This window comes from Enterococcus sp. 5B3_DIV0040, from assembly GCF_002140755.1.
Classification (GTDB): domain Bacteria; phylum Bacillota; class Bacilli; order Lactobacillales; family Enterococcaceae; genus Enterococcus_D; species Enterococcus_D casseliflavus.
On record NZ_NGLC01000001.1, the window covers coordinates 700,447 to 721,755 of the forward strand.

26 protein-coding genes are annotated in these 21,309 nt (G+C 41.1%); 20 read left to right on the forward strand and 6 right to left on the reverse strand.

Going from position 1 to position 21,309, the window contains the following annotated elements; all coding sequences use genetic code 11:
• The first annotated feature begins 248 nt into the window (after window positions 1-248).
• Window positions 249-449 (forward strand): CsbD family protein, encoded by a 201-nt coding sequence (locus tag A5883_RS03415; protein ID WP_005228904.1) that lies wholly within the window; start codon window positions 249-251, stop codon window positions 447-449.
• Window positions 450-495: 46 nt separating this feature from the next.
• Here the strand turns inward: A5883_RS03415 and A5883_RS03420 are convergent, their stop codons facing one another.
• The 3 genes from A5883_RS03420 to A5883_RS03430 are packed head-to-tail and all read right to left on the reverse strand — an operon-like array spanning window position 496 to window position 2,933.
• The gene (locus A5883_RS03420) at window positions 496-1,656 is read right to left on the reverse strand and encodes an ABC transporter permease (protein WP_015510137.1); all 1,161 of its coding nucleotides are present in this window, start codon (window positions 1,654-1,656) and stop codon (window positions 496-498) included.
• Between the two features lie 12 nt (window positions 1,657-1,668).
• Window positions 1,669-2,550 carry an ATP-binding cassette domain-containing protein gene (locus A5883_RS03425; protein ID WP_015510136.1) on the reverse strand — a complete coding sequence of 294 codons (882 nt, stop codon included), beginning with the start codon at window positions 2,548-2,550 and terminating at the stop codon, window positions 1,669-1,671.
• The gene (locus A5883_RS03430; protein ID WP_005228910.1) at window positions 2,547-2,933 is read right to left on the reverse strand and encodes a GntR family transcriptional regulator; all 387 of its coding nucleotides are present in this window, start codon (window positions 2,931-2,933) and stop codon (window positions 2,547-2,549) included. Before A5883_RS03430 ends, A5883_RS03425 begins: the two co-directional genes overlap by 4 nt.
• A gap of 100 nt (window positions 2,934-3,033) precedes the next feature.
• Between A5883_RS03430 and A5883_RS03435 the strand changes: the two genes are divergently transcribed.
• Together A5883_RS03435 and A5883_RS03440 are read left to right on the forward strand one after the other, a co-directional pair.
• On the forward strand, window positions 3,034-3,603 hold the full coding sequence (locus tag A5883_RS03435) for a DNA-3-methyladenine glycosylase I (RefSeq protein ID WP_086338000.1): 570 nt from the start codon (window positions 3,034-3,036) through the stop codon (window positions 3,601-3,603).
• 13 nt (window positions 3,604-3,616) lie between these two features.
• Window positions 3,617-4,150, forward strand: a complete 534-nt coding sequence (locus A5883_RS03440) for a dihydrofolate reductase family protein (RefSeq protein ID WP_086338001.1) — start codon at window positions 3,617-3,619, stop codon at window positions 4,148-4,150.
• A gap of 84 nt (window positions 4,151-4,234) precedes the next feature.
• On the opposite strand, the gene A5883_RS03445 is transcribed toward A5883_RS03440, so the two are convergent.
• On the reverse strand, window positions 4,235-4,786 hold the full coding sequence (locus A5883_RS03445) for an NADPH-dependent FMN reductase (protein WP_005228916.1): 552 nt from the start codon (window positions 4,784-4,786) through the stop codon (window positions 4,235-4,237).
• 254 nt (window positions 4,787-5,040) lie between these two features.
• On the opposite strand from A5883_RS03445, the gene rpsP reads away from it, so the two are divergent.
• The 7 genes from rpsP (at window position 5,041) to rplS (ending at window position 8,785) form a co-directional block, all read left to right on the forward strand.
• Window positions 5,041-5,316 carry a 30S ribosomal protein S16 gene (gene rpsP / locus A5883_RS03450; RefSeq protein WP_005228917.1) on the forward strand — a complete coding sequence of 92 codons (276 nt, stop codon included), beginning with the start codon at window positions 5,041-5,043 and terminating at the stop codon, window positions 5,314-5,316.
• An 11-nt stretch (window positions 5,317-5,327) separates the two neighbouring features.
• Window positions 5,328-5,573, forward strand: coding sequence for a KH domain-containing protein (locus A5883_RS03455; RefSeq protein ID WP_005228918.1), 246 nt, complete (start codon window positions 5,328-5,330; stop codon window positions 5,571-5,573).
• Between the two features lie 113 nt (window positions 5,574-5,686).
• Window positions 5,687-5,944 carry a hypothetical protein gene (locus A5883_RS03460; RefSeq protein WP_005228919.1) on the forward strand — a complete coding sequence of 86 codons (258 nt, stop codon included), beginning with the start codon at window positions 5,687-5,689 and terminating at the stop codon, window positions 5,942-5,944.
• An 86-nt stretch (window positions 5,945-6,030) separates the two neighbouring features.
• Complete coding sequence (locus tag A5883_RS03465; RefSeq protein ID WP_086338002.1) at window positions 6,031-6,855, forward strand: hypothetical protein; 825 nt, start codon at window positions 6,031-6,033, stop codon at window positions 6,853-6,855.
• Between the two features lie 155 nt (window positions 6,856-7,010).
• The gene (gene rimM, locus A5883_RS03470) at window positions 7,011-7,535 is read left to right on the forward strand and encodes a ribosome maturation factor RimM (protein ID WP_010749728.1); all 525 of its coding nucleotides are present in this window, start codon (window positions 7,011-7,013) and stop codon (window positions 7,533-7,535) included.
• A complete protein-coding gene (gene trmD, locus A5883_RS03475; RefSeq protein WP_010749727.1) occupies window positions 7,525-8,271 on the forward strand; it encodes a tRNA (guanosine(37)-N1)-methyltransferase TrmD in 747 nt (248 codons plus the stop codon). The genes rimM and trmD overlap by 11 nt, the downstream gene beginning before the upstream one ends.
• Before the next feature lie 166 nt (window positions 8,272-8,437).
• Window positions 8,438-8,785, forward strand: a complete 348-nt coding sequence (gene rplS / locus A5883_RS03480; protein WP_002357176.1) for a 50S ribosomal protein L19 — start codon at window positions 8,438-8,440, stop codon at window positions 8,783-8,785.
• A 229-nt stretch (window positions 8,786-9,014) separates the two neighbouring features.
• Here the strand turns inward: rplS and A5883_RS03485 are convergent, their stop codons facing one another.
• Window positions 9,015-10,067, reverse strand: coding sequence for a zinc-binding dehydrogenase (locus A5883_RS03485; RefSeq protein ID WP_015510131.1), 1,053 nt, complete (start codon window positions 10,065-10,067; stop codon window positions 9,015-9,017).
• A 1,311-nt stretch (window positions 10,068-11,378) separates the two neighbouring features.
• On the opposite strand from A5883_RS03485, the gene adhP reads away from it, so the two are divergent.
• From adhP to A5883_RS03530, 8 genes are all read left to right on the forward strand, one after another.
• Window positions 11,379-12,392, forward strand: a complete 1,014-nt coding sequence (gene adhP, locus A5883_RS03495) for an alcohol dehydrogenase AdhP (RefSeq protein WP_005229064.1) — start codon at window positions 11,379-11,381, stop codon at window positions 12,390-12,392.
• 100 nt (window positions 12,393-12,492) lie between these two features.
• On the forward strand, window positions 12,493-13,212 hold the full coding sequence (locus A5883_RS03500; protein WP_176323996.1) for a helix-turn-helix domain-containing protein: 720 nt from the start codon (window positions 12,493-12,495) through the stop codon (window positions 13,210-13,212).
• A 261-nt stretch (window positions 13,213-13,473) separates the two neighbouring features.
• Window positions 13,474-13,878, forward strand: coding sequence for a VOC family protein (locus A5883_RS03505; RefSeq protein ID WP_086338003.1), 405 nt, complete (start codon window positions 13,474-13,476; stop codon window positions 13,876-13,878).
• A 192-nt stretch (window positions 13,879-14,070) separates the two neighbouring features.
• Window positions 14,071-14,496 carry an Rrf2 family transcriptional regulator gene (locus A5883_RS03510; RefSeq protein ID WP_010749722.1) on the forward strand — a complete coding sequence of 142 codons (426 nt, stop codon included), beginning with the start codon at window positions 14,071-14,073 and terminating at the stop codon, window positions 14,494-14,496.
• Between the two features lie 137 nt (window positions 14,497-14,633).
• Window positions 14,634-15,281 carry an NAD(P)H-binding protein gene (locus A5883_RS03515; RefSeq protein ID WP_016608699.1) on the forward strand — a complete coding sequence of 216 codons (648 nt, stop codon included), beginning with the start codon at window positions 14,634-14,636 and terminating at the stop codon, window positions 15,279-15,281.
• Between the two features lie 179 nt (window positions 15,282-15,460).
• A complete protein-coding gene (locus A5883_RS03520) occupies window positions 15,461-15,922 on the forward strand; it encodes a GAF domain-containing protein (RefSeq protein WP_074536031.1) in 462 nt (153 codons plus the stop codon).
• A 178-nt stretch (window positions 15,923-16,100) separates the two neighbouring features.
• Complete coding sequence (locus tag A5883_RS03525) at window positions 16,101-16,328, forward strand: hypothetical protein (RefSeq protein ID WP_005229082.1); 228 nt, start codon at window positions 16,101-16,103, stop codon at window positions 16,326-16,328.
• Window positions 16,329-16,486: 158 nt separating this feature from the next.
• The gene (locus A5883_RS03530) at window positions 16,487-17,260 is read left to right on the forward strand and encodes a hypothetical protein (RefSeq protein ID WP_081116494.1); all 774 of its coding nucleotides are present in this window, start codon (window positions 16,487-16,489) and stop codon (window positions 17,258-17,260) included.
• A gap of 74 nt (window positions 17,261-17,334) precedes the next feature.
• On the opposite strand, the gene A5883_RS03535 is transcribed toward A5883_RS03530, so the two are convergent.
• The gene (locus A5883_RS03535) at window positions 17,335-17,670 is read right to left on the reverse strand and encodes an antibiotic biosynthesis monooxygenase family protein (protein ID WP_086338004.1); all 336 of its coding nucleotides are present in this window, start codon (window positions 17,668-17,670) and stop codon (window positions 17,335-17,337) included.
• A 710-nt stretch (window positions 17,671-18,380) separates the two neighbouring features.
• Between A5883_RS03535 and A5883_RS03545 the strand changes: the two genes are divergently transcribed.
• Both A5883_RS03545 and A5883_RS03550 read left to right on the forward strand, forming a co-directional pair.
• Window positions 18,381-20,042, forward strand: a complete 1,662-nt coding sequence (locus tag A5883_RS03545; protein ID WP_086338005.1) for a peptide ABC transporter substrate-binding protein — start codon at window positions 18,381-18,383, stop codon at window positions 20,040-20,042.
• A 187-nt stretch (window positions 20,043-20,229) separates the two neighbouring features.
• Complete coding sequence (locus A5883_RS03550; protein ID WP_086338006.1) at window positions 20,230-21,303, forward strand: dipeptide epimerase; 1,074 nt, start codon at window positions 20,230-20,232, stop codon at window positions 21,301-21,303.
• Window positions 21,304-21,309: the final 6 nt, after the last annotated feature.

Consider the following 21,309-nt stretch of genomic DNA (forward strand, 5'->3'; position numbering starts at 1 on the left):
TTTTATGCTCACAGCGTCCTCTTTAAATGAACTCCTTCAAAGAACATCAAATAGAACATCTAGAGAACATCCTTTTTTATAGAGAAAGCCAGCTTTCTACCGAATATCTCAAATCGTCCAAGAGTCAAAAATAGCGATCAACTATCGTTGCGGACAACTCTAAGAATAGGATAGAAGCAGAACATTCGTGCTTTCTGTTAAATGGTGCTACTATTAATTTATAGCAAGTATGAAAGGAGTTTTTTACGATGACAAACAAAGATCGCATTGAAGGAAAAGTAACCGAAACAAAAGGGAAACTTACAGGAGATGACTCCGAAGAATTAAAAGGCAAAACCCAAAATAAATATGGGAAAGCCAAAGATAAGGTTGAAGATTTTGCGGATGATGTTTCTCGTAAAGTAAATGACTTCTTTGACAAAAAAGACGACGACAAACCTAGACATTAAACTTAAAAGCATCCCTGCAACAAGAACATGTTGCAGGGATGCTTTTTTATATTCCACTGATTTGTTTGTTTTTTCGTTTGTACCACCAATTCATCAGCGCTTTAGGATAGACAAGCAGCAAACTGATGAATAAGCAGGCAACCAGTAATAAACCGAGCCGAAGGGCGATGTTCCAAAGACTGACATCATACCCCTCATAGAGATTACGGTAAAAAATTTCTAGTGGGTAATAAGAAATCATGGATAAATAGAACCAGGTTCCCAAAGAAAGCAGCCAATAAACTGGTGCGCGCAATTTAGGGATCGTTAAATAATCACCGTCATTTTCTAAAGAGATTTTCGAGAACACTTTTTCGGCAGCAAGAATCAGCAAGCCGCTCAAGCCGAGGTAAAGGAGCAGCAGCCACCAAGGGTAGACATATCCTTGCGGCCAATCGATCCAGGTTTGAAAAGGAATCAGAAAATCCCCATGACCAAGAAACACAAAACTAAAAAACTCGCGGGTACATTGGAAAAAGCTATACCCCATTGATCCTAGCGAAATAGTGAAGAAGACCGAGAGCACGCCAGTAAACAGATTCCCCAGCAAAACGCCTAACAAGAGACCTGCAGCAAATACTAGCAGATTCGTTGCCAAGGTACTAAGGGCAGAAAGCAGCACGTCTTGAAGCGGCACAGCGAGATAGCGAGCTGGGATCATCGTGTATTCGATCAGGATATGACCTAACAGACCCAAGACTAAACAAGCGGTCAAGGGTAAGCCGATAAAAAGCAGTTTCTTGTGAAAGACGTGCTTTCTGCTAAAGGGTAAAGCAAATAAAAAGCGATTGAAATTGGTGCGGCCATCGACAAAAAAGGACAAGAAGCCCCAAATAAACAGGAAGACAATCACAAATTGATTCATGGTGGTCATATAAGGGCGATTGTAATAAATCTCATCAGGGGACTCATTGCTGATCGTCAATACCGCATCGCGGTACTCTGTTGCCGAATCAAAGTAAACCGGGGTTTCACCCTTGTAGCTTTTGACATAGTACTCTCGATTTTCGTTGAAATCTTTGATAAATTCTTCAGATGTCAAATAGCGTTCTTGCTGATGCCAGGCTTTTTGTGATTGCCAGCCATCACCAAGATACATTAAGAGTAAGACAAAACAAAAGCCGATCAGCAGCTTGCCGTAGCGTTCTTTAAATATATTGCTTAACATCGTTTTCCACCTCTATCCTTCCACTAATGCCTCTTGTCGTAAATTTGCTTCAAACAGATCTTCCAAGGTCAATGGCAATTCTTCGAAAACCAAAGGATCAAGCTGCTGGATCTCAGCCGCCAGCTCTTTTGTGTAATTGTCAAACAAAGCGGTCAAGACTCGACCTTGTTTTTGAATCAGCTTGGAGCGCTGCTTGATAAGGGGAGGAATCTGCTTGCTGCGAAAGACGAGTTGAAGTTTGCGAGATTGTTCGCGAATCGTTTCCAAACGGTAGTCTCCTTCAATCGTTTTCCCTTTGATCAACAAGGCACGATCAATAATATGCTCTAATTCATTTAGATTATGGGAAGCGATCAATGCGGTACGATTCGACTCACTGAGGCTTTCCAGCAATAGTCCGATCACTTTTTTACGGACGATCACATCAAGCCCATCAAAAGGTTCGTCTAACAGTAAGAACGTCGCATTTGAAGCGATCGCTAGAATCATCTTATAAAGACCTTGCATTCCTTTTGACATTCGCCGGTAAGAAAGCGTTAGCGGCAGACCATGGCTTTGCATCAATTCTAAATAAAGATTTTGATCAAAATTCGGATAAGCAAGCCGATAAAATTGATTGATTTTTTTTAACGAGTAGGCAGCCAGAAAGTTTTCTTTTTCATCGATATAAAAAAGCTGTTCTTTTAATTCCGGGTGCTGATCCAGGCGTTGGTTATCGATTGAAATCTCGCCATCATCTAGTAAATAATGTCCAGCGACCGTCCGAAACAGCGTGGTTTTCCCAGAACCATTGCGGCCGATCAATCCTACGAGTTCTCCTTTTTCCAAAGAGAAGTTCACGTTTTCTAAGATAATTGTTTGTTCCATTTTCTTGGTCACATGTTCGATCTTCACTGTGGATCGCCTCCTAACTCTTGTTCAAAGCCATTCATCCAATCGCTCAGCTCACGCATGCTGATCTGTAAATGGCGTGCTTCGATCACCAATTCTTTCAAACGTTCTTTCACTTGTAAGATCCGAATCTCATCGCGTGGCAGATCCTCAGTAACTTTCACAAAGGTGCCTTTTCCTTTGATGGTGACAAGCACTTGCTCATTTTCCAATACTTTGTAGGCTTTGCTGACGGTATTTGGATTCATCAACAGGTGCTTGGCCATTTCACGAACCGAAGGTACTTGATCTCCAGCGGTTAGAACACCGTTCAGAATATCTTCTTTGATACTTAAAACCAATTGCTCATAGTAAGGTTTGCTGCTGGCTTTGTTAATGCGAACCACAAAATCAGCTCCTTTCATTTATGTGTACTAGTATACGTAGTACACTAGTGGAAGTAAAGTCTTTTATGATAAAATAAACAAAAAGGAGCTGATGAGGACAATGGAACGATGTGAGTGGGCCAACAGTACACCAGCGATGCAGGAGTATCATGATACAATCTGGGGGAAACCTGAGTATGAGGATCAGCAGTTGTTTCGAAAATTGGTGTTAGATATGAATCAAGCAGGGTTGAGCTGGCAAACGATTTTAAATAAAATGGCGAATTTTGATACGGCGTATGATCAGTTTGAAATCACCAAAGTAGCGAACTATACGGAAGAAAAAGTGGAAGAACTGATGATGAATCCAGGAATCATCCGCAATCGGCGAAAGATTGAAGCGGCGATCAGCAATGCCCAAGAAGTTTTAAAAATCCAGCAAGAATATGGTAGTTTCTCCGCATTCTTGTGGCGATATGTCGATCATCAGCCGATCATTAATGAATTTGAGCAGCAATCCGATGTACCGACCCATTCGGAAATCTCTGATCAGCTAGCGAAAGATTTGAAAAAGCGAGGGTTTAAATTTGTCGGAACGACCATTATTTACGCCTTTATGGAAGCTGTCGGCATGGTCAACGACCATTTAGTCACTTGTGTTTGTCGAACATCAGCAGCAAACAAAGAATAAAGGAGCGAGCATAATGGGAAAAGTGATATTCTATGGTGCGATCAGCCTCGATGGCTATTTAGCAGGTCTGAAGGATCAACTGGACTGGCTGTTTCAAACTGATACCGGTGTCGCCACGACTTATGAAGCATTTTTTGCAACCATCGATGCGACAGTGATGGGGAGAAAGACCTATCAAGAAGCAAAGAAACTTATGGATGGTGGACTGTTGTATCCTGAAACGACAAATTATGTTTTTTCCCGTACACAAAAAGAACCGTTGCCAGATGCAACGCTAGTGTCAACGGATCCAGTGGCATTTGTTTCAGCATTAAAACAAGAGGAAAACGTATGGGTAGTAGGGGGAGGTTCCTTATTAAAACCATTGCTGGAAGCTGATTTGATCGATGAATGGTTTATTCAAATCGCGCCGGTGTTTTTAGGAGAAGGCAAGCGGCTGTTTGAACCGGGGGGATATTCGAGACGCTTGACGTTTGTTGAAACAAAACAGATGGGAGAACTGACAGAACTCCATTTTGTCCGAAAGTCTGTGTCAGGCAGCGAGTAAAAAGCGCAAACGATTATTCTTCACAGTAAAAAAGACCAAGAAACTCAGTGCCGAGTTTCTTGGTCTTTTTGTATGGAATCTTCATTAGTTGAATCGTTGAAAGAATTCAATATATTTTGCAAGGATCGTTTCGAAGAAGCTTACTGTATCTGGATTGATTTCATTGTTTTCATCGATCAAGTTTGTGATACCGCCAATGTAGGCTTCTGGTTGTTGCAGAGTAGGCATATCCAAAAAGACTAATGATTGACGCAAATGATGGTTCGCACCAAATCCAGCGATCGCTCCTGGAGAAACGCTGACGACTAAGGCTGGTTTGCCGCCCCAACTGCTCGCACCGTAAGGACGAGAACCAACATCTAAAGCATTTTTCAAGGCTGCAGGAACAGAGCGGTTGTATTCTGGTGTAAAGAAGAAGACACCATCAACGGCGCTTAATGCTTCACGAAATGCTGTCCATTCAGCAGGAACTTTTCCTTCAACTTCCAAATCTTCATTGTAAAAAGGCAAGTTGCCGATCTCGATGAAAGATGCTTCAAAACCTTCTGGTAATAGTGATGCGAATTTTTTCGCTACGAGTTTATTGTAAGAACCTTCCCGCAAGCTGCCGACGATAAAACCGATTTTTTTTGTCATGTAAAATTCCTCCTTGTTGTTTTCTACTCATTTAGCTTACCAAAAGTAAGTGAATGGTGCAAATAAAACGATTTGACCTTAAAAAGGTTTCTCTAGTATTCATGATACGCGTCCAAATTCATTCTGGCAAAAGATAACCATGCCGAAAAAACAGGAAAGAAAAACTTTTTTCAGCTGTAAAGAAAAAACTCTTTACACCATCAGAAAAACCTGTTAAACTAGCTCTTGTGATTAAATCAATGGAGGTGTAAATAATGGCAGTAAAAATTCGTTTAAAACGCATGGGTTCTAAAAAGAAACCTTTTTACCGTATCGTCGTAGCAGATTCACGTTCTCCTCGTGACGGACGTTTCATCGAAACAGTTGGTACTTACAATCCTTTACTAGACCCAGCTGAAGTAACAATCAAAGAAGATCTAGTTCTTGATTGGTTATCTAAAGGTGCGCAACCTTCAGATACAGTTCGTAACATCCTTTCTAAAGAAGGCGTTATGAAAAAACACCACGAAGCAAAATTCACTAAGAAATAAGGTGACTTTGGATGAAAGATTTGCAAGAATTAGTCTTAACGATCGTTTCACCACTTGTTACCAAACCTGAGGATATCAAGCTTGAGCTGGTAGAGTCAGATGATTTCTTGGAATATAATCTTACTGTGGCACCAGAAGATATTGGCCGTATCATCGGTAAACAAGGTCGGGTTGCCAAAGCAATTCGAACGATCGTTTACAGTGTACGGACAAATGGACCGAAAAAAGTTCGTTTGAATATCATTGATGGTAAATAAGCAAGAGTGTAAAGCATTTCTCAAAGAGAAATGCTTTTTTTGTAAAATTCATGCTTAAGATGGAGGACAAAAAAGGATGGTTTTGAGATAATCAAAAATGAGGAGGTGCTTGTATGTCTCAACTAATCGCATGGATCGTCGTTCTTTTGATTCTCGTCTTTATTTATAAAATCGGTTCTTTTCTTTGGCGAACGCTAGGGATCTTGTTGTTGCTCTTTTTAATTTGGGTCTATCGTGAGGAGATCATGACCCAATTGAACCAATGGACACAAAACTTTCGTTGGGGCGACCTATCGACGATCGCCAATCAAGTTTGGCAATGGATCAAGGACGGCTTCCAATCACTGCAAAATTGGGTCACTAATCTTTAAAAAATCGACAAAAAAATGACAGACAATCTGACTTGTTTGTCATTTTTTTTATTGAGGGGTATCCTTTGTATAAGGAGGGGAACATCATGAAAAAAGAACTAGGATTATTTGTTACGCTGCTAGCGATCGGAACCTTGGCTGGCTGTACTAATCAAAAAGACCAAGAAACCAGTCAAGCCAGTACAGCTGAAACAACAGCAACGACTATGGTGGAAAGTACCCAAACACAAAAAAGTAGTCAGTCAGAAACCAGTCAATCAACTGCATCGACTAGTCAGGCGGTTTCTGAGGATTCTTCAAATACGAGTAGCACCACAGACATCTATAGCCAAATACAAGCGGTATTCCCTGATCTTGTCTTGCCAAAGGACGTTCCGCTTGCTTCGGGTAAAGTGTTGAATGCTGCCACAGCTGGCAGTCAATCCGATGTCTCGATTCTTTATTATGGACTTGATCAGCAATTGTCTCTCAATGACAAGGCATTGAACGAAGAAACACCGCTTGCTGCTTTTCAATCAAAAGAGTATCAATCAGCGGATGAAGCGGCTGCAGCGGTCAATGTAACAGCGGATGATGGCGGACAAGCCGTCGATCTCGGCTATGGCATTACTGGGCATATGCAAGGAGCTGCTGGCTCCAGTTATTTGAGCTGGCAAGAAGGAAATTGGTCATTGACTGTTCGAGCAGTCAACCAAGAGGAACAAGATCCAGTTCCGGTTGCCAAAGAAGTGGTAGCGTATCTAGAAGAAGCCATGCTTCCAGCACCTGAGGTCGGTCAAATCACCATCGATATGGGAAAAAATGACCATACAGCAACTACCGTGGTCTGGCAACAAGAAAAGATGCTTCGAACGGTGCAACATCAAGATGCACGTTCAGCATTGGAAATGGCCGTTTCAATGAATCAATAAGTTTCAGATTAGGACATTGCCCCTTTGATCAAGCGTCGAAGGGGCGTTTTTCGTGCGATGATTTTGAGGAAAACAGGGGGCGCTAGGAAACGGCTAGAATTCGCTACTTTGCTATGCTAAAATAGAACAGAAGTTAGAAGAAATGGGGAACGAACGTGACAGAATATTTAAACGTAGGGAAAATCGTCAATACACATGGGATCCGTGGAGAAGTACGAGTGATATCACAAACGGATTTTCCAGAAGAACGCTACCGTAAAGGGGCTGAATTGACACTTTTTCGTGAAAATAAAGAGCCATTACCATTGATTGTTTCAGGTCATCGCAAACATAAAAATTTTGATTTGTTAACGTTTGAGGGCTATCCCAACATCAACGACGTTGAACCGTTTCGTAACGGCATTTTAAAAGTTACCAAGGATGATTTGGTGGATCTAGCAGAAAATGAGTTTTACTACCATGAAATTATTGGTCTGGAAGTCGTCGAAGAAGATGGCACAGTCATTGGTAAAGTCAAAGAGATCCTTTCACCAGGCGCCAATGATGTTTGGGTGGTACAGCGAAAAGGGAAGAAGGATGCCTTGATTCCTTATATCGAATCTGTTGTTCATACCATCGATCTTGAAAATGGTCAGGTCATCGTTGAGATCCCAGAAGGGTTGTTAGACGATGAGAATTGATGTGCTGACACTATTTCCACGAATGTTTGAAGGGCCTCTTGGAGAATCGATCATCGGTAAAGCACGGGAAAAGGGATTGTTAGAAATCAATGTCTCTAATTTCCGTGATTATTCTGACAACAAGCATCAAACAGTGGATGACTATCCTTATGGTGGCGGAGCAGGAATGTTATTAAAAGTCCAACCTGTCTATGACAATATCAAAGCGATCGAAGAAGCGACACCAGAAACGAAAAAGCGGGTGATCCTATTAGACCCAGCGGGAAAACCCTTTGATCAAAAGATGGCGGAAGAATTCTCTACCGAAGAGCACCTTGTTTTTATTTGCGGTCACTATGAAGGCTATGATGAACGAATCCGTTCATTGGTCACTGATGAAGTGTCACTGGGCGATTACGTCTTGACTGGCGGCGAATTGGGGGCAATGGTTATGATCGATGCGACGGTCAGGCTATTACCAGAAGTTTTGGGCAATCAAACCTCCGCACAAACTGATTCTCATTCCACTGGTTTATTAGAGCATCCGCAATATACACGCCCGGCAGAGTTCAAAGGCATGAAAGTGCCGGAAGTTTTGATGAATGGCAATCATAAATTGATCGAGCAGTGGCAATTAAAAGAATCCTTGCGCCGAACGTATCAGCGACGTCCAGATATGCTGGAAACTTATCCGCTGACCGCTGAAATGCAGAAGCTTTTAAAAGAAATTGAAGACGAAGCGAAGACTGGCAACTAAAATAGTGCCAGTTTTTTTGATATTCTGCGCCATGACAAGAAAATTCTCTTTACAGCCTATGGTCGACTGTGGTAAGATATTTCAGTGAGTGTAAACTCAACTATTACGATGTTCCGCTGGAGCTTTCATGCTTTAAGAATGTTTGGGAATAAGGAGAATGATAAACATGAATCCATTGATTCAAGAACTAACTCAAGAACAATTACGTACTGACATCCCAGCTTTCCGTCCTGGGGACACTGTTCGCGTTCACGCGAAAGTTGTCGAAGGAACTCGCGAACGTATCCAGTTATTTGAAGGTGTTGTCATCAAACGCCGCGGTGCTGGTATCAGCGAAACTTATACAGTTCGTAAAGTATCAAACGGTGTAGGTGTTGAACGTACCTTCCCATTGCACACACCACGTGTTGCACAAATCGAAGTTGTTCGTTACGGTAAAGTACGTCGTGCAAAATTGTACTACTTGCGTGCATTACACGGAAAAGCAGCTCGTATCAAAGAAATTCGTCGTTAATCATTTATTATCAGATGAAGCAAAAGCCCTTGATTTCAAGGGCTTTTTTCTTTTGTTCGGCGTTATGTTCTATCATTTTAAAGTTCTAGAATTGATTAATTGTGGAAAAAGGGTAGGCTGTTACAGTGTTTTCTTTCTTCATGGATAAAAAGACAAAGTACTGGTTTTAGTACTTTGTCTATCGAGAGGCTGTCCATTGTTCGGACGAGCGTTTTTTAATTAGCATTGTCTATTCATCCCTTGAAACAACAACCATAGATTTGATCGTTTTTCGTTCCTGCATATCGGCATAGGCTTGGTTGATATCATCTAAATCATAGGTTTGGGTGAAAACGCGGCCTGGATTGATAGTACCATCAAGCACCGCTTTTAACAGGATTTCCTTATCATATGTTGTGACCGATGCAGATCCTCCTGCAATGGAAATGTTTTGAGCAAAAGTGGAACCGATTGGTCGATCGTCATAGTGAGGGACGCCGACATAACCTACACGACCACCATTATGCAATACACCAAGGGCTTGTGTAATGGCAGCTTCTGTACCAACACATTCAAGAGCAGCATCCGCGCCTCCGCCAAGGATCTCGCGTACCTTCGCGATTCCCTCTTCACCACGCTCAGCCACAACAGCTGTAGCACCTGATTGAAGAGCCATTTCTTGTCGATCTTTATGACGGCTCATTAAAATAATTTGGGAAGCCCCACGCATTTTTGCCGCGATGACAGCACATTGTCCTACGGCACCATCGCCAATCACGACGACTTTATCCCCTTTTTCTACATGTGCACAACGTGCCGCATGATATCCTGTGGGCATAACATCTGCCAAAGTTAAAAGAGACTTGATCATACCTTCCGTATAATCAGCTGGCTGACCTGGAACTTTTACAAGGGCCCAGTTGCCGTAATGGAAGTTGATATACTCAGATTGGAAACCGTTAGACCAATTCGTTGTACCTTGATGACGGTCGCATGTGCCATCAAAGCCGGCACGGCAAGCATCACATTCACCACAACCATGGGTGAAGGGGACGATGACAAAATCTCCAGGTTTCACAGTCGTAATGTCTGGACCGATTTCTTCAACGATGCCTAATGCCTCATGACCATCATTAACTGAATGAGGTTCTTTACTATCGCCATGGGCATACGACCAAAGATCAGAACCGCAAACACATGCTCGGACAACTTTAATAATAACATCATCGGCTGCTTGCAAAGTTGGCTTTTTTACTTCTTCCACTTTAACTAATCCTGCTTTTTCAAAAATTGCTGCTCTCATATAAATCCTTCTTTCTTAAGTTAGTATTGTTAGTATAAATGTTGAAGTTAACTTTAGGTCAAGAAAAAGACACATCAAGAAATGACGTTCTCTAAAAAATTCCATTCAGGTTTTCCTTCAAGAGCAAACGTAGTGCTAACAAAAATAATTATTTCTATTCGTTAGCCGTTTCTTACGATGTTTCAAGTGGAGCATGCGCAAATGACGCCTGGAGACGGTTTGTCATTCAAACCGCCTGTTGTTTCTGAAACTTCTATCCAACTTCCCTCAATGCTTCATTTGGTGCAACAAAAATTACATGTACGTCAGAGTAACTTTTTTCATAAATGATTTTAGCTTATCTAGCAGAGGATACCATGAAATGATCGTCTAAAGTTTTGCGAAGACAGAATACTTTCTTCAGATTCCAGTTTATTTCCCTCTCAACAACTGTTACTGATCAGCAGTTTTTTATAAAAAAGGCAAAGAGGCAATAAACGGAGATTTTAATTAAACGTTCACTACACATTTAGGCTGTAGAAGTTCATTTTGAGTGATTAGGTAGTTGCTGATTGATTACTATGTTTTTCCGTATTATGTGCCGATCGTAGTTGGGGAGCCTTTTGGGCTTTTTGATTTTGACACAGTAAGGCCAGGAAGCAGGTTATGGGATGTTTCTTATGCTGCGTACCGCTGGGTACCCTTGTATTTTGGTGGGAACAGTCGTCTGAGTGAAACGCAATGCCATCGATTGAAACTTTTTGTGGATACTTATCGGCTGTCCAATAATGACAGAGTACAGATTGTCGATTGTTTGATCGACCGCCTTTGTGCACTAGTTGCTTTTATGAGTAGAAAAGGAGAAGAAGGGAATGGAAATTTTCAGAAAAACATTGACGAGGGACATCTTGCTAAATACCAATAGGACATTCAGCGCCTGAAAGAAAATAAATCGCAAGTCATCGAAGGGATAAAAATAGAAGGATAGAAGAACAGTGAGTACAAATCATCCTACAGTCTTCTATCAGATCGTCTTGATGTTTTTTATTGAAACGATTGTTATTTATAGAGATGAATTATCTCTATCTTTTTAATTTTTAATTTTATGTAATCTGGAAATAAAGAAAAAATTTTGAATGATTTCATTATTGTTTTCTAATAAATGATTACAGAAAAAAAGCAATAAATTCCCCTTTTTTTGATGATTTCTATGGTAATCTTCTCGATAGAGAACTTTCTTTTATCTAGCTATTACTGACCTCTATGCGTTAGTTAACTACTTCACAAATAAAAGGAAGTTCTTTATTTAATCGAATTGAAAGAGGTGTCTTTGTGAAAGCAGCTGTAGTATCAAAAGATAAGGTTGTAAAAATCGAGGAAAAAGAATTAAGAGCGCTTCGTCCGAATGAAGCATTATTGAAAATGGAGTGTTGCGGTGTCTGCCATACTGACTTGCATGTAAAAGATGGCGACTTTGGAGATGCATCTGGGATCGTACTCGGACACGAGGGAATCGGTAAAGTGGTTGCAATCGGTGATGATGTTACTTCTCTAGCAATCGGTGACCGTGCAAGTGTCGCTTGGTTGTATGAAAGCTGTGGATCATGCGAATACTGTGTGAACGGGAATGAATCATTATGCCGTTCGGTTAGAAATGCCGGCTATTCTGTAGATGGTGGTATGGCTGAAGAATGTATCGTTGTAGCTGACTATGCAGTGAAAGTTCCAGAGGACTTAGGTTCTGCTGAAGCCAGCAGCATTACTTGTGCAGGTGTAACCACATATAAAGCGGTAAAAGTTTCTGACATTAAACCAGGTCAATGGATCGCCATCTATGGTTTAGGGGGACTAGGAAACCTAGCCTTACAATATGCTAAAAATGTCTTTAATGCAAAAGTGATTGGAATCGATATCAACGACAAACAGTTGGACTTCGCAAAAGATCACGGCGCTGATCTTGTAATCAATCCTGCGAAAGAAGATGCGGCAAAAATCATTCAAGAAGCAACCGGCGGCGCACATGCAGCCGTAGTAACAGCTGTTTCAAAAGCAGCCTTCAATTCTGCTGTTGATGCTGTTCGTGCGGGCGGTACGATTGTAGCGGTCGGTCTCCCACCAGAAAGCATGGACTTGAACATTCCTCGACTTGTATTGGATGGGATTAAGATTGTCGGTTCCCTTGTTGGAACACGAACTGATTTAGCAGAAGCTTTCCAATTTGCAGCGGAAGGGAAAGTCGTTCCTAAAGTAGTCATGCGTCAGTTAGAAGAGATCAACGATATTTTTGATGAAATGCTTTCAGGAAAAATCAAAGGACGAATGGTCATTGATTTTCAAGAAAAATAAACGAAAATAGAGAAACCGACTATGAATTTTTAGCGAAGGAGAAAATTTCGTGTGTAATTTATTGATCATTGACAGCGAAGAGCGAAGAGCAGTTAGCGAGATGGTTCGTTTGATTGATCGTCATTTCCCAAATGTCATCTTGCTTCCAATGGTTGATTCGAAAAAAGCACTTCAGCGTACCTGTCTTGAGCAGATGGTTGAGATTGCAGTGATTAATGCAGATGGTGAAGAGGACTGTTTTGAATTATACAAAGAATTGCTCTCTTTTTACCCGAATGCAAAAGCAATTTTGTATTCTGCAGTAGAAAGCTTTGCTATCGCTCAAAAAGCGTTACGTTACGGCTTGATTGATTATTTGGTCGAACCGATCACCAATGATTTTGTTTATGCATTGGACCGAGGGATTCAATCCATCAATCAGATTTCCTTGCTGCACGTCGAGAAAAACAATGAAGCTTCTCCTTCGCTTTCTTTAAGACATAAGATATTGCGCTATATTCATGAAAATTATAGAGAACATATTACGTTAGACACTTTAGCAGATCACCTGCATTTAAGTCGGTATCACACCAGCCGTTTGATCAAGAATACATTAGGAATGACCTTTTCATTGTACTTGATGATTTATCGTATTGAAGTTGCCAAAAAAGAACTCTCAACAAGTGATCGATCAATCAGTGAAATTTCTGTTAGAGTAGGATTCAATGATCCAAATTATTTTAGTAAGAAATTTAAAAAAGCAACTTCTTATACGCCCAAAGAGTATCGAAAAATTTATCGTGGGAAAGTAACCGTGATCGACTCAAGACTCGAGCTTTGAGTATTAAATAAAGTAGTTTGGGCTGATTGTATTAGCGAAAACATGATTCTTTGCTAATGCTTATCAAGTTACTTTTTCATAGATGAGAAAAGCTAAAAGGCCTATGTGTGCAAGGCCTTTTTTTACTTGAAAAAAATTTTGGATCAGGTTATTCAGACTAGCAGCAGAGGACAAAGACTGATGTTTTTGTGAATGAACCGATAGGTGCTATAATGAGAACGGATTCAGCAGTGCAGCTTACCAAAGAAAGGAAGCAAGAAAATGGCGAACAAAATGGTGTTTATTAACTTGCCTGTCACTGATATCAAACGTGCAACATCCTTTTATGAAGCGCTGGGGTTTGTAAAAAATGAAGAGTTCTCAAACGAGACCAGCAGTGGAATGGTTTGGAGTGAATCGATTTGGTTAATGCTGTTAGAACATGCGTTTTACCAACAATTTCTAAATGGTAGAAGTATTGCAGATACAAAGAAGACGAGTGGCGCATTGATCGCATTTAGTTTTGACACACCAGAAGAAGCAAAGAATTTTGCAAAAATCGCTGAAGAAAATGGTGGACAGTCGTTCCAAGTTGATATGGGGATTCTAGAGGACATGATGGTCGGCTATGAAATCGTTGATCCTGACGGCAATCAGATTGAGTCTGCTTGGATGAAGGGCTATTAGCAAAGTGCTCGTTTAAATAAAAAGGAAAAAAATGGTTCAGTATGCAGTTCCCTCAAGAAGTTAGGCTTTTGTGCTAACTTTTTGAGGGCTGCTTTTTCTTGATGGGATCCTCGAGTTTTGTAAGATTGGTCAGTACCCTTTGTCTAAATCTGAAAAAAGAGGTATGATACAAGAAAAAGGAGTGGAGACGAAGTGAAATATTCAACGAAATACAGCGACGCCATTCACATCCTCGCTTACATCCACCTCTTTAAAGGAACTGATCTATCAAGTGATCGGATCGCCCAGAGTGTTGAAACGAATCCTGCTTATGTTCGCCGGATTATGAGTGATCTGCGTATTGCCGGATTGATCGAAAGCCAAAGAGGAAAACCAAACCCTAAACTAACGAAGGAACCAAATGAGATTTCTTTGTTGGACATCTATGCGAGTGTTGAAAAAGATCAGCATCTTTTACATGCGGACAAAAAGACCAATCCCAATTGCTTGATTGGGGGGAATATCCAAACGGTATTAGAGGAAACTTACGATGTGCTGCAAAAGAAAATTGAGCAGGAAATGAGCGCTATCTCGCTACAATCCATCATTGACGGCATTCAAGTAGAAGCCAATCATTAAAAGTGTCACATAAAAGGCTGTAAAAAAAGAACTTTCACCTGCTAGGCAAATTCTTGACAGGGAAGAAAGTTTCTTTTATACTCTAGTTGTAACTTAATTAGTAACAACTGATTTTGAAAAAAACAAAAGTAGGAAGGATGATCATTATGAAAATCGGTATTATTGGCGCAACAGGGAATGCAGGTTCAGCAATTTATCAAGAAGCAGTACAGAGAGGACACGAAGTGACTGCTATCGTGAGAAATGAAGCGAAGGCCAAAGAACAACTTGGTGAGACGGTCAAAACACTTACAAAGGATGCTTTTTCTCTCACAGAAGAAGAGCTCAGTGACTTTGATGTGCTTGTTGACGCGTTTGCGACAAGTCCTGACAAAGCTTACTTGCATGTGGATCTGGCAGCAAAATTAGTGCACCTGTTTCGAGAAAAAAACACTCGTTTGTTCTTCATCTTAGGAGCCGGCAGTTTATTCAATGAAGCGGGGGAACGTAATCTCTCTGAGTTGAAAAAAGCACCAGGAAGCGAAAGTTGGATTGCGATTCCAGAAAATCAGCTAGACGAATATCTCTTTTTAGAAACAGTCAAAAATGTCCCTTGGGTGGGGATTTCTCCTGGGAATGTCTTTCAAGAAGGACCAGCTAAACCAGCGATTTTAGGGAAAGATCACTTACTATTCAACGAACAAAAGGAATCGGTGACATCTAGCGGTACGTTAGCTAAGGCAATTATCGATGAGATCGAAACAGTACAACATGAAAACACTCGCTTTACTGTGATTGATGCCTAGTAAGTTTTCAAAGACGACTGAGAAGGAAATGCTATGAGTAGCGTTGACTATTGGTACGAGTGGATGGATAGGCTATTTTAGGCAACAGTTCTTTTTTCACATTATTGTTTCCCATACTCAGTAATTTAGACAAGACAAATCCTCTGTCTTTGCTTATAATCAAGGACAGAGGTGAGAAAATGAATAAAAAAATCGAAGCGTATGAATTGATGCTTCTGCAATTAAAAGGATTACTAGAAGCAGAGAGTAATTGGATCGCTAATCTAGCAAACTCTTCTGCTTTATTAAATGAAACATTGGAAGATACGGTGTTTGCCGGCTACTATTTGTTTGAAGAAGGCGAACTGATCTTAGGCCCGTTCCAAGGAAGAGTATCTTGCACTAGAATCACTATGGGCAAAGGGGTTTGTGGGGAGTCAGCCGCAAAACAAACGACATTGATCGTCCCGAATGTCAAAGAACATGAGAACTATATCTCTTGTGACTCGGCAGCTATGTCTGAAATCGTTGTTCCTATGATAGCTGATGATCAATTGATTGGTGTGTTGGATATCGATAGTGGCAAAACGAACAGCTATGATGCGATCGATCAGAAATATCTTGAAGAATTTGCGGCGATCCTAGTAGCGAGTCGTAAATAAATCGTCATTTCTTAATAATTAGCAAAAAACAATATAACGTTTACAAAGCAAGTGTTCATTGAATAATGGGCACTTTTTTCATTTTTGTTTTAAATAGACATGCATATCGCTTTATTTTATTAGAATTAGATGATAAGATGATAATACAATTAGAGAAACGAGTAGTAAGGAGCGCATTATGGAAGCAGAAACAATTGTATTAGGTAAAGCATATGAATGTAAACCAGTTGGCTTAGAAAGCCGCGTTATCGGAGAAGTGGTCAGAAAAATGGAACGTTGTGCCGTTTTGCATGTGATCCGTTATGAAGAGACCGATCATGACGAGCTTGAAGAACGTTGTGGACGAGTTGTGGCAAAATACAACGAGATCTATCAACCAGCATTGGTTGAATGCTTTTCTAGCTAAGGGTTAATCCCAATCAAGCGAAGCCATGCACGTAAACCAATTCCCTTAACAAAGGGGCTGTTTCTTGGAAGCAGCCTCTTTTTTTGATTCTTGGACACCGCTGCGTAGAAAAATACATGCTATAATGGGCGAGAAACTAGCAGAAAGCAGGGAGCAAAATGGAATTAGAAAAAACGGTCATTGATGACAAACAGATGCTTTTTGAATTGCCGAAGGAAGCAGGGCAACTGCAAATTGTTAAAGGAAAACTTATTGAAACAAAAGACAATACCGTCCTCTTAGCCATAAAAGAAGGCCAATTACTATCAGTAGCAGATGAGAAAACATTTGATGACAAGCAAGAATATGATCGCTTAATGATCCTTACACCACCTTGGGAGATCATGGCGCCATACTTAGCAGCCTATTATCAAGAGAAATATCATTTGTCCAATGCTTCCAACGCACCTATCGTGATTCCACAGGAACTGCAACAAGGGGTCGCTGTTTGTGCGGAATCATTTGATTGCTTGATCGATTTTCTGGGGTATGTATCCACCAGTAAAAAGGAAACGAAAGCGGTGAAAAAAGGGGGCAAGCCTCGTCATAAATGGTCAAAAGAATTACAAGATGAACCCTTTATGGTGGATTATCAAGGAAGTACAGCAACGGTCTATTGGCAGAAACGCAACGAGGTTCGAATTGAAAAAGGCGCTACCTTGCGTCAAGAGGTTCCTTTGAACAAAGACGGCTCGGTGGGCTTTTCAGCTCGATTAGCAGAAAAGATACGGCAAGAAAATCAATCAGCGATCAAAGAGGGACGAACGATTGAAGACGTCGTATTAAAAAGTGTCAATGAGGTCGGCATGTTTCTTTACTATGGGGGGACCAATGGCTGGCTTCAATTAAAAGATCAGCAAGGAAGAACCCTGAACGAGCGAACGGTGGAATAGAAAAGAGAGATACTGAACAAGAAAGCGATCCACCAAAACGAACGGAATCCGCTTTGGTGGATCGCTCGTATCGTTTAACTAGGAGTAGGCTCTTCATCGATCAAGACAAATTCTTGACCTGTTTTGGACAAAACAAGGCTCGGTTTTGCAGTTCCTTCCTTTTCTACTCGATACGCCTCTCGGTGCTTTTGCAGATGTTCGGGGCGTTTTAACCAAGCTTGAAATGCTTTTTTCTCAGTCCATTTTGACACCAGCTGGAAAACGAGGCGGTCTTTTGATTCTGAAAACCAAGCTTCAGCAGAGTGACAGCCAGCAAATGTTTTCATTGAGGCGGTATCTTTTTTCATTTTAGCAAGAAAGATGTCTTTGCCTTCTGGAATGACTTCAAATGCGACGGTACGGATATACATGAAATTCCTCCTTTGACTGTGAGTGATTTCATTTAGTATAGCGCTAATTGAGAATCATTGTCAATTAGCATGGGGATTTTTACTTTTTTATCGATTTTCACTTTTTGATTAAATCATTCAAAAGCCTTGAACAAATGAAAAAAGTACGTATAATTAATATACGTACTGAAGAGTCCGAAGAGTATTGGAGAAAATGGATACTTGGGGAAGTCTTTCTTTTCTCACGTGCAGTACTCTTCGTTTGTTTAGTGTACCACTCCCATTTTAAAATAGATACGTTTTTTTTGCTTTCTGAGGAGATTTCTTTTATTCCTTGAGTTGAAAGGCAAAAAAGTGGGAAGGCTCTGAGAAAGCGCTATGAAGACGAAATTTATGTCTTCTTTTTTTGTGTGAAAGGGAAGGAAAATTAAGAAAGTTTTTTTATCCATTTTACCTGCGAAATGATGTATAAGAAAGTATCAAAAGTTCTGATTACTAGAAGATCAGGACTTTTTTGTATGTTTTCTTGGCACGACTCCTTTCAACGATATTCAGTATAAAAGTCGCTCTTTTCTACTTTTTACATTCAGAAGAGCGTTTCTGACACAATCATGTAACCTCTTACATTTTTTGGTCGTGTTAAATTGACAGGCTGCATAAACATGCGGTAAACTCGGTACAACAAACAGAATTTTTTGAATTATCTGAATGTTAGAAGGGGATGAGTAGAAATGGGGAAATGTAGCAAATATGCAGTATCGCTTGTGTTACTAGGCAGCTTATTTTTAGCAGCTTGTCAAAATGGCAATGAAGATAACGAGACGGATTCATCAGCCGCTTCTTCTGCAGAGCAAGTGATCAATGTGCAATTTTCGGCAGAGATGGGCAGTGCAGATATTTCTTTAGCAACCGACTCTTACAGCTTTATCACGTTAAACAACGCCTATGAAGGTCTTTATCGCTTAGATGAAAACAATGTTCCTGTGATCGCTGGTGCAAGCGAAGACGCTGAAGTTAGTGAAGATGGGCTTTCTTACACCATTTCACTGCGGGAAGAGGCAAAATGGTCCAATGGCGATCCAGTTACTGCAGCTGATTATGTTTTTAGCTGGCAGCGAACTGTTGATCCAGCCACTGCTTCCAATTATGCTTATATGCTGGCACCCGTTAAAAACGCTGTCGCTATTTCAGATGGTACGCTAGATAAAAGCGAGTTAGGGATCGAAGCAGTCAATGATCATGAATTGAAAATCACGTTAGAAAAACCGACGCCTTACTTTTTATCTTTACTGGCTTTTCCAACTTTCTTCCCGCAAAACGAGCGTGTCGTGGAAGAGTTCGGTGACCAATATGCCTTAACCAGTGAAAACGCGGCGTACAATGGACCATTCCTATTGACCAATTATGCTGGACCAGGCACCGACATCCAATGGACATTGGCGAAAAATCCCGATTATTGGGATGCCGATTCGGTCAAACTTGAAACAATTAACTTTGATGTCGTGAAAGACTCATCGACCGCTTATAACTTGTACGAAAGCGGACAAGCCGATGACATTATTTTAAGCGGTGAATTGGCGATGCAGAATGTGAATCATCCTGATTACATTGTTCAGCCTAGTGCAACCACTCAGTATTTAGAAATGAATCAAGCACCAGAAGATTCGCCTTTTCGAAATGCAAATCTGCGCCAAGCCATTTCGTATAGTATGAATCGACAACAAATCGTTGACAATATTTTAGGCAACGGCTCCTTACCGGCGGTCGGTTTTGTTCCTTCTGACCTAGCGTTTAATCCAGAGACAAAGGCTGATTTTGTCGAGGATGCGGCAACCACGTTAGCCTTTGACGAAGAAAAAGCCCAAGAATATTGGGAAAAGGCAAAAGCTGAACTGGGTATCGATACATTGTCTTTTGAACTGTTGACATCAGATACCGATCAATCGAAAAAAATGGCAGAATACATTCAAGGCACCTTGCAGCAAACACTGGATGGGCTGACTGTCGAAGTCACAAACGTTCCATTTTCTGTGCGCTTGGATCGTTCAAATAGCGGCGATTTTGAGATGGTCATGAACAACTGGATCGGGGATTATGCAGATCCAATCAACTTTTTGGAATTGTTCAAAAAAGACAGTTCCTATAATCGTGGAAAATGGCTAAATGATGACTACAATCAATTGATCGAACAAGCCTCCAATGAAAATGCTAACGATCCAGAAGCCCGTTGGGAAAATATGGTAGCAGCAGAAAAAATCTTAAACGACGACTTAGGCGTTATTCCACTCTTCCAAAGTGCTGAAGCACATCTACGGTCGCCAAAAATCAAAGGCCTCATCGTTCATAGTGTTGGCGCGGCCTATGATTATAAAAATGTCTTTGTCGAAGAATAAGGAGAAAAAAGTATCTTTCGTCTATTCATTGTCTGACTTCGTTAAAGAGGGTAGCAGACGAGAAAAACGTTACTAGAATGTTTAGCAACTTGATAACAAGGAATAAAGCAGTTCTTTTTCTAGCAGCGAACATGACGTATTCATTTTAGCTAGATAAGAACTGCTTTTCTTTTTGGGAGGAACACCAATGAAAATCACAGCAGTTGAAACGAAGCTAATTCCGATCCAGCTGAATGCACCGTTTAAAACGGCGCTCAGAGAAGTGCACGCCGTCGAAGTGATTCGAGTGCTGCTTTCTTTTGACAATGGGATCGTTGGCATCGGAGAAGCAGCACCTACCGAAGTGATCACCGGTGATACAAAAGAAAGTATTTTAACAGATATCGAAACTGTCTTTACCCCGTTCCTGTTAGGAAGAAAGGTAGATGCCCAATTGCTGGTAATGGATGAGCTTCATGCGTTGATCCAGCATCATACGAGCCCTAAAGCGGCGATTGATATCGCGTTGCATGATGCACTGGCAAAAGCGGCAAACTTGCCTCTTTACCGCTATTTAGGTGGTTCTGCCAATACACTGACAACCGACTATACGATCAGTGTTGGTTCACAGGAGCAGATGCTGCATGATGCCCAAGCGAAAATCCAGGCGGGATTTCGCTCCTTGAAAATCAAACTGGGAGTAGACGCGATCGAAGAGGAGGTTGCGAAAATTCGCCGCATCAATGAACGTTTGGCAGGAAAGATCCCCTTTCGAATTGATGCCAATCAAGGCTGGACCAAAGAAGAAGCGGTGCAGATTTTAGACCAATGGCAAGACATTCCGATCGAGTTTGTTGAGCAACCCGTCAAAGCCAATGATTTTGCTGGACTTAGCTATGTGACTGCTCGGACGACGATTCCGATCATGGCAGACGAAAGTCTTTTTTCCTATGAGGATGCCAAACGTTTGATTGCTGAAAACTGCTGCGATTATATGAACATTAAATTGATGAAAAGCGGCGGGATCAAAGAGGGACAAAAAATTTATCAATTGGCAAAAGAGCATCAAATGCCGGTGATGGTCGGTTCGATGATTGAAGGGTATGGGGGAATGGCTGCAGCCGCCCATTTTGCCTTGGGGATGGCGGATGTCCAATTTTATGATCTGGATGTTCCTTTTATGTGGGAGACCCAAACGACTTCCCCTGAAATGCAAGGGATTCTTCAGCGTCCAGGAAGCTTGAGCGTCACCGAACGCATCGGACTAGGAATCAACGAATAAACAGTT

Coding starts and splice junctions, on each gene's coding strand:
- A5883_RS03415 (WP_005228904.1), top strand. CDS start 249: ATGACAAACAAAGATCGCATTGAAGGAAAAGTAACCGAAACAAAAGGG.
- A5883_RS03420 (WP_015510137.1), bottom strand. CDS start 1,656: ATGTTAAGCAATATATTTAAAGAACGCTACGGCAAGCTGCTGATCGGC.
- A5883_RS03435 (WP_086338000.1), top strand. CDS start 3,034: ATGGAACGATGTGAGTGGGCCAACAGTACACCAGCGATGCAGGAGTAT.
- A5883_RS03440 (WP_086338001.1), top strand. CDS start 3,617: ATGGGAAAAGTGATATTCTATGGTGCGATCAGCCTCGATGGCTATTTA.
- A5883_RS03445 (WP_005228916.1), bottom strand. CDS start 4,786: ATGACAAAAAAAATCGGTTTTATCGTCGGCAGCTTGCGGGAAGGTTCT.
- rpsP (WP_005228917.1), top strand. CDS start 5,041: ATGGCAGTAAAAATTCGTTTAAAACGCATGGGTTCTAAAAAGAAACCT.
- A5883_RS03455 (WP_005228918.1), top strand. CDS start 5,328: ATGAAAGATTTGCAAGAATTAGTCTTAACGATCGTTTCACCACTTGTT.
- A5883_RS03460 (WP_005228919.1), top strand. CDS start 5,687: ATGTCTCAACTAATCGCATGGATCGTCGTTCTTTTGATTCTCGTCTTT.
- A5883_RS03465 (WP_086338002.1), top strand. CDS start 6,031: ATGAAAAAAGAACTAGGATTATTTGTTACGCTGCTAGCGATCGGAACC.
- trmD (WP_010749727.1), top strand. CDS start 7,525: ATGAGAATTGATGTGCTGACACTATTTCCACGAATGTTTGAAGGGCCT.
- rplS (WP_002357176.1), top strand. CDS start 8,438: ATGAATCCATTGATTCAAGAACTAACTCAAGAACAATTACGTACTGAC.
- A5883_RS03485 (WP_015510131.1), bottom strand. CDS start 10,067: ATGAGAGCAGCAATTTTTGAAAAAGCAGGATTAGTTAAAGTGGAAGAA.
- A5883_RS03500 (WP_176323996.1), top strand. CDS start 12,493: ATGGTTCGTTTGATTGATCGTCATTTCCCAAATGTCATCTTGCTTCCA.
- A5883_RS03505 (WP_086338003.1), top strand. CDS start 13,474: ATGGCGAACAAAATGGTGTTTATTAACTTGCCTGTCACTGATATCAAA.
- A5883_RS03515 (WP_016608699.1), top strand. CDS start 14,634: ATGATCATTATGAAAATCGGTATTATTGGCGCAACAGGGAATGCAGGT.
- A5883_RS03520 (WP_074536031.1), top strand. CDS start 15,461: ATGAATAAAAAAATCGAAGCGTATGAATTGATGCTTCTGCAATTAAAA.
- A5883_RS03525 (WP_005229082.1), top strand. CDS start 16,101: ATGGAAGCAGAAACAATTGTATTAGGTAAAGCATATGAATGTAAACCA.
- A5883_RS03530 (WP_081116494.1), top strand. CDS start 16,487: ATGGAATTAGAAAAAACGGTCATTGATGACAAACAGATGCTTTTTGAA.
- A5883_RS03535 (WP_086338004.1), bottom strand. CDS start 17,670: ATGTATATCCGTACCGTCGCATTTGAAGTCATTCCAGAAGGCAAAGAC.
- A5883_RS03545 (WP_086338005.1), top strand. CDS start 18,381: ATGGGGAAATGTAGCAAATATGCAGTATCGCTTGTGTTACTAGGCAGC.
- A5883_RS03550 (WP_086338006.1), top strand. CDS start 20,230: ATGAAAATCACAGCAGTTGAAACGAAGCTAATTCCGATCCAGCTGAAT.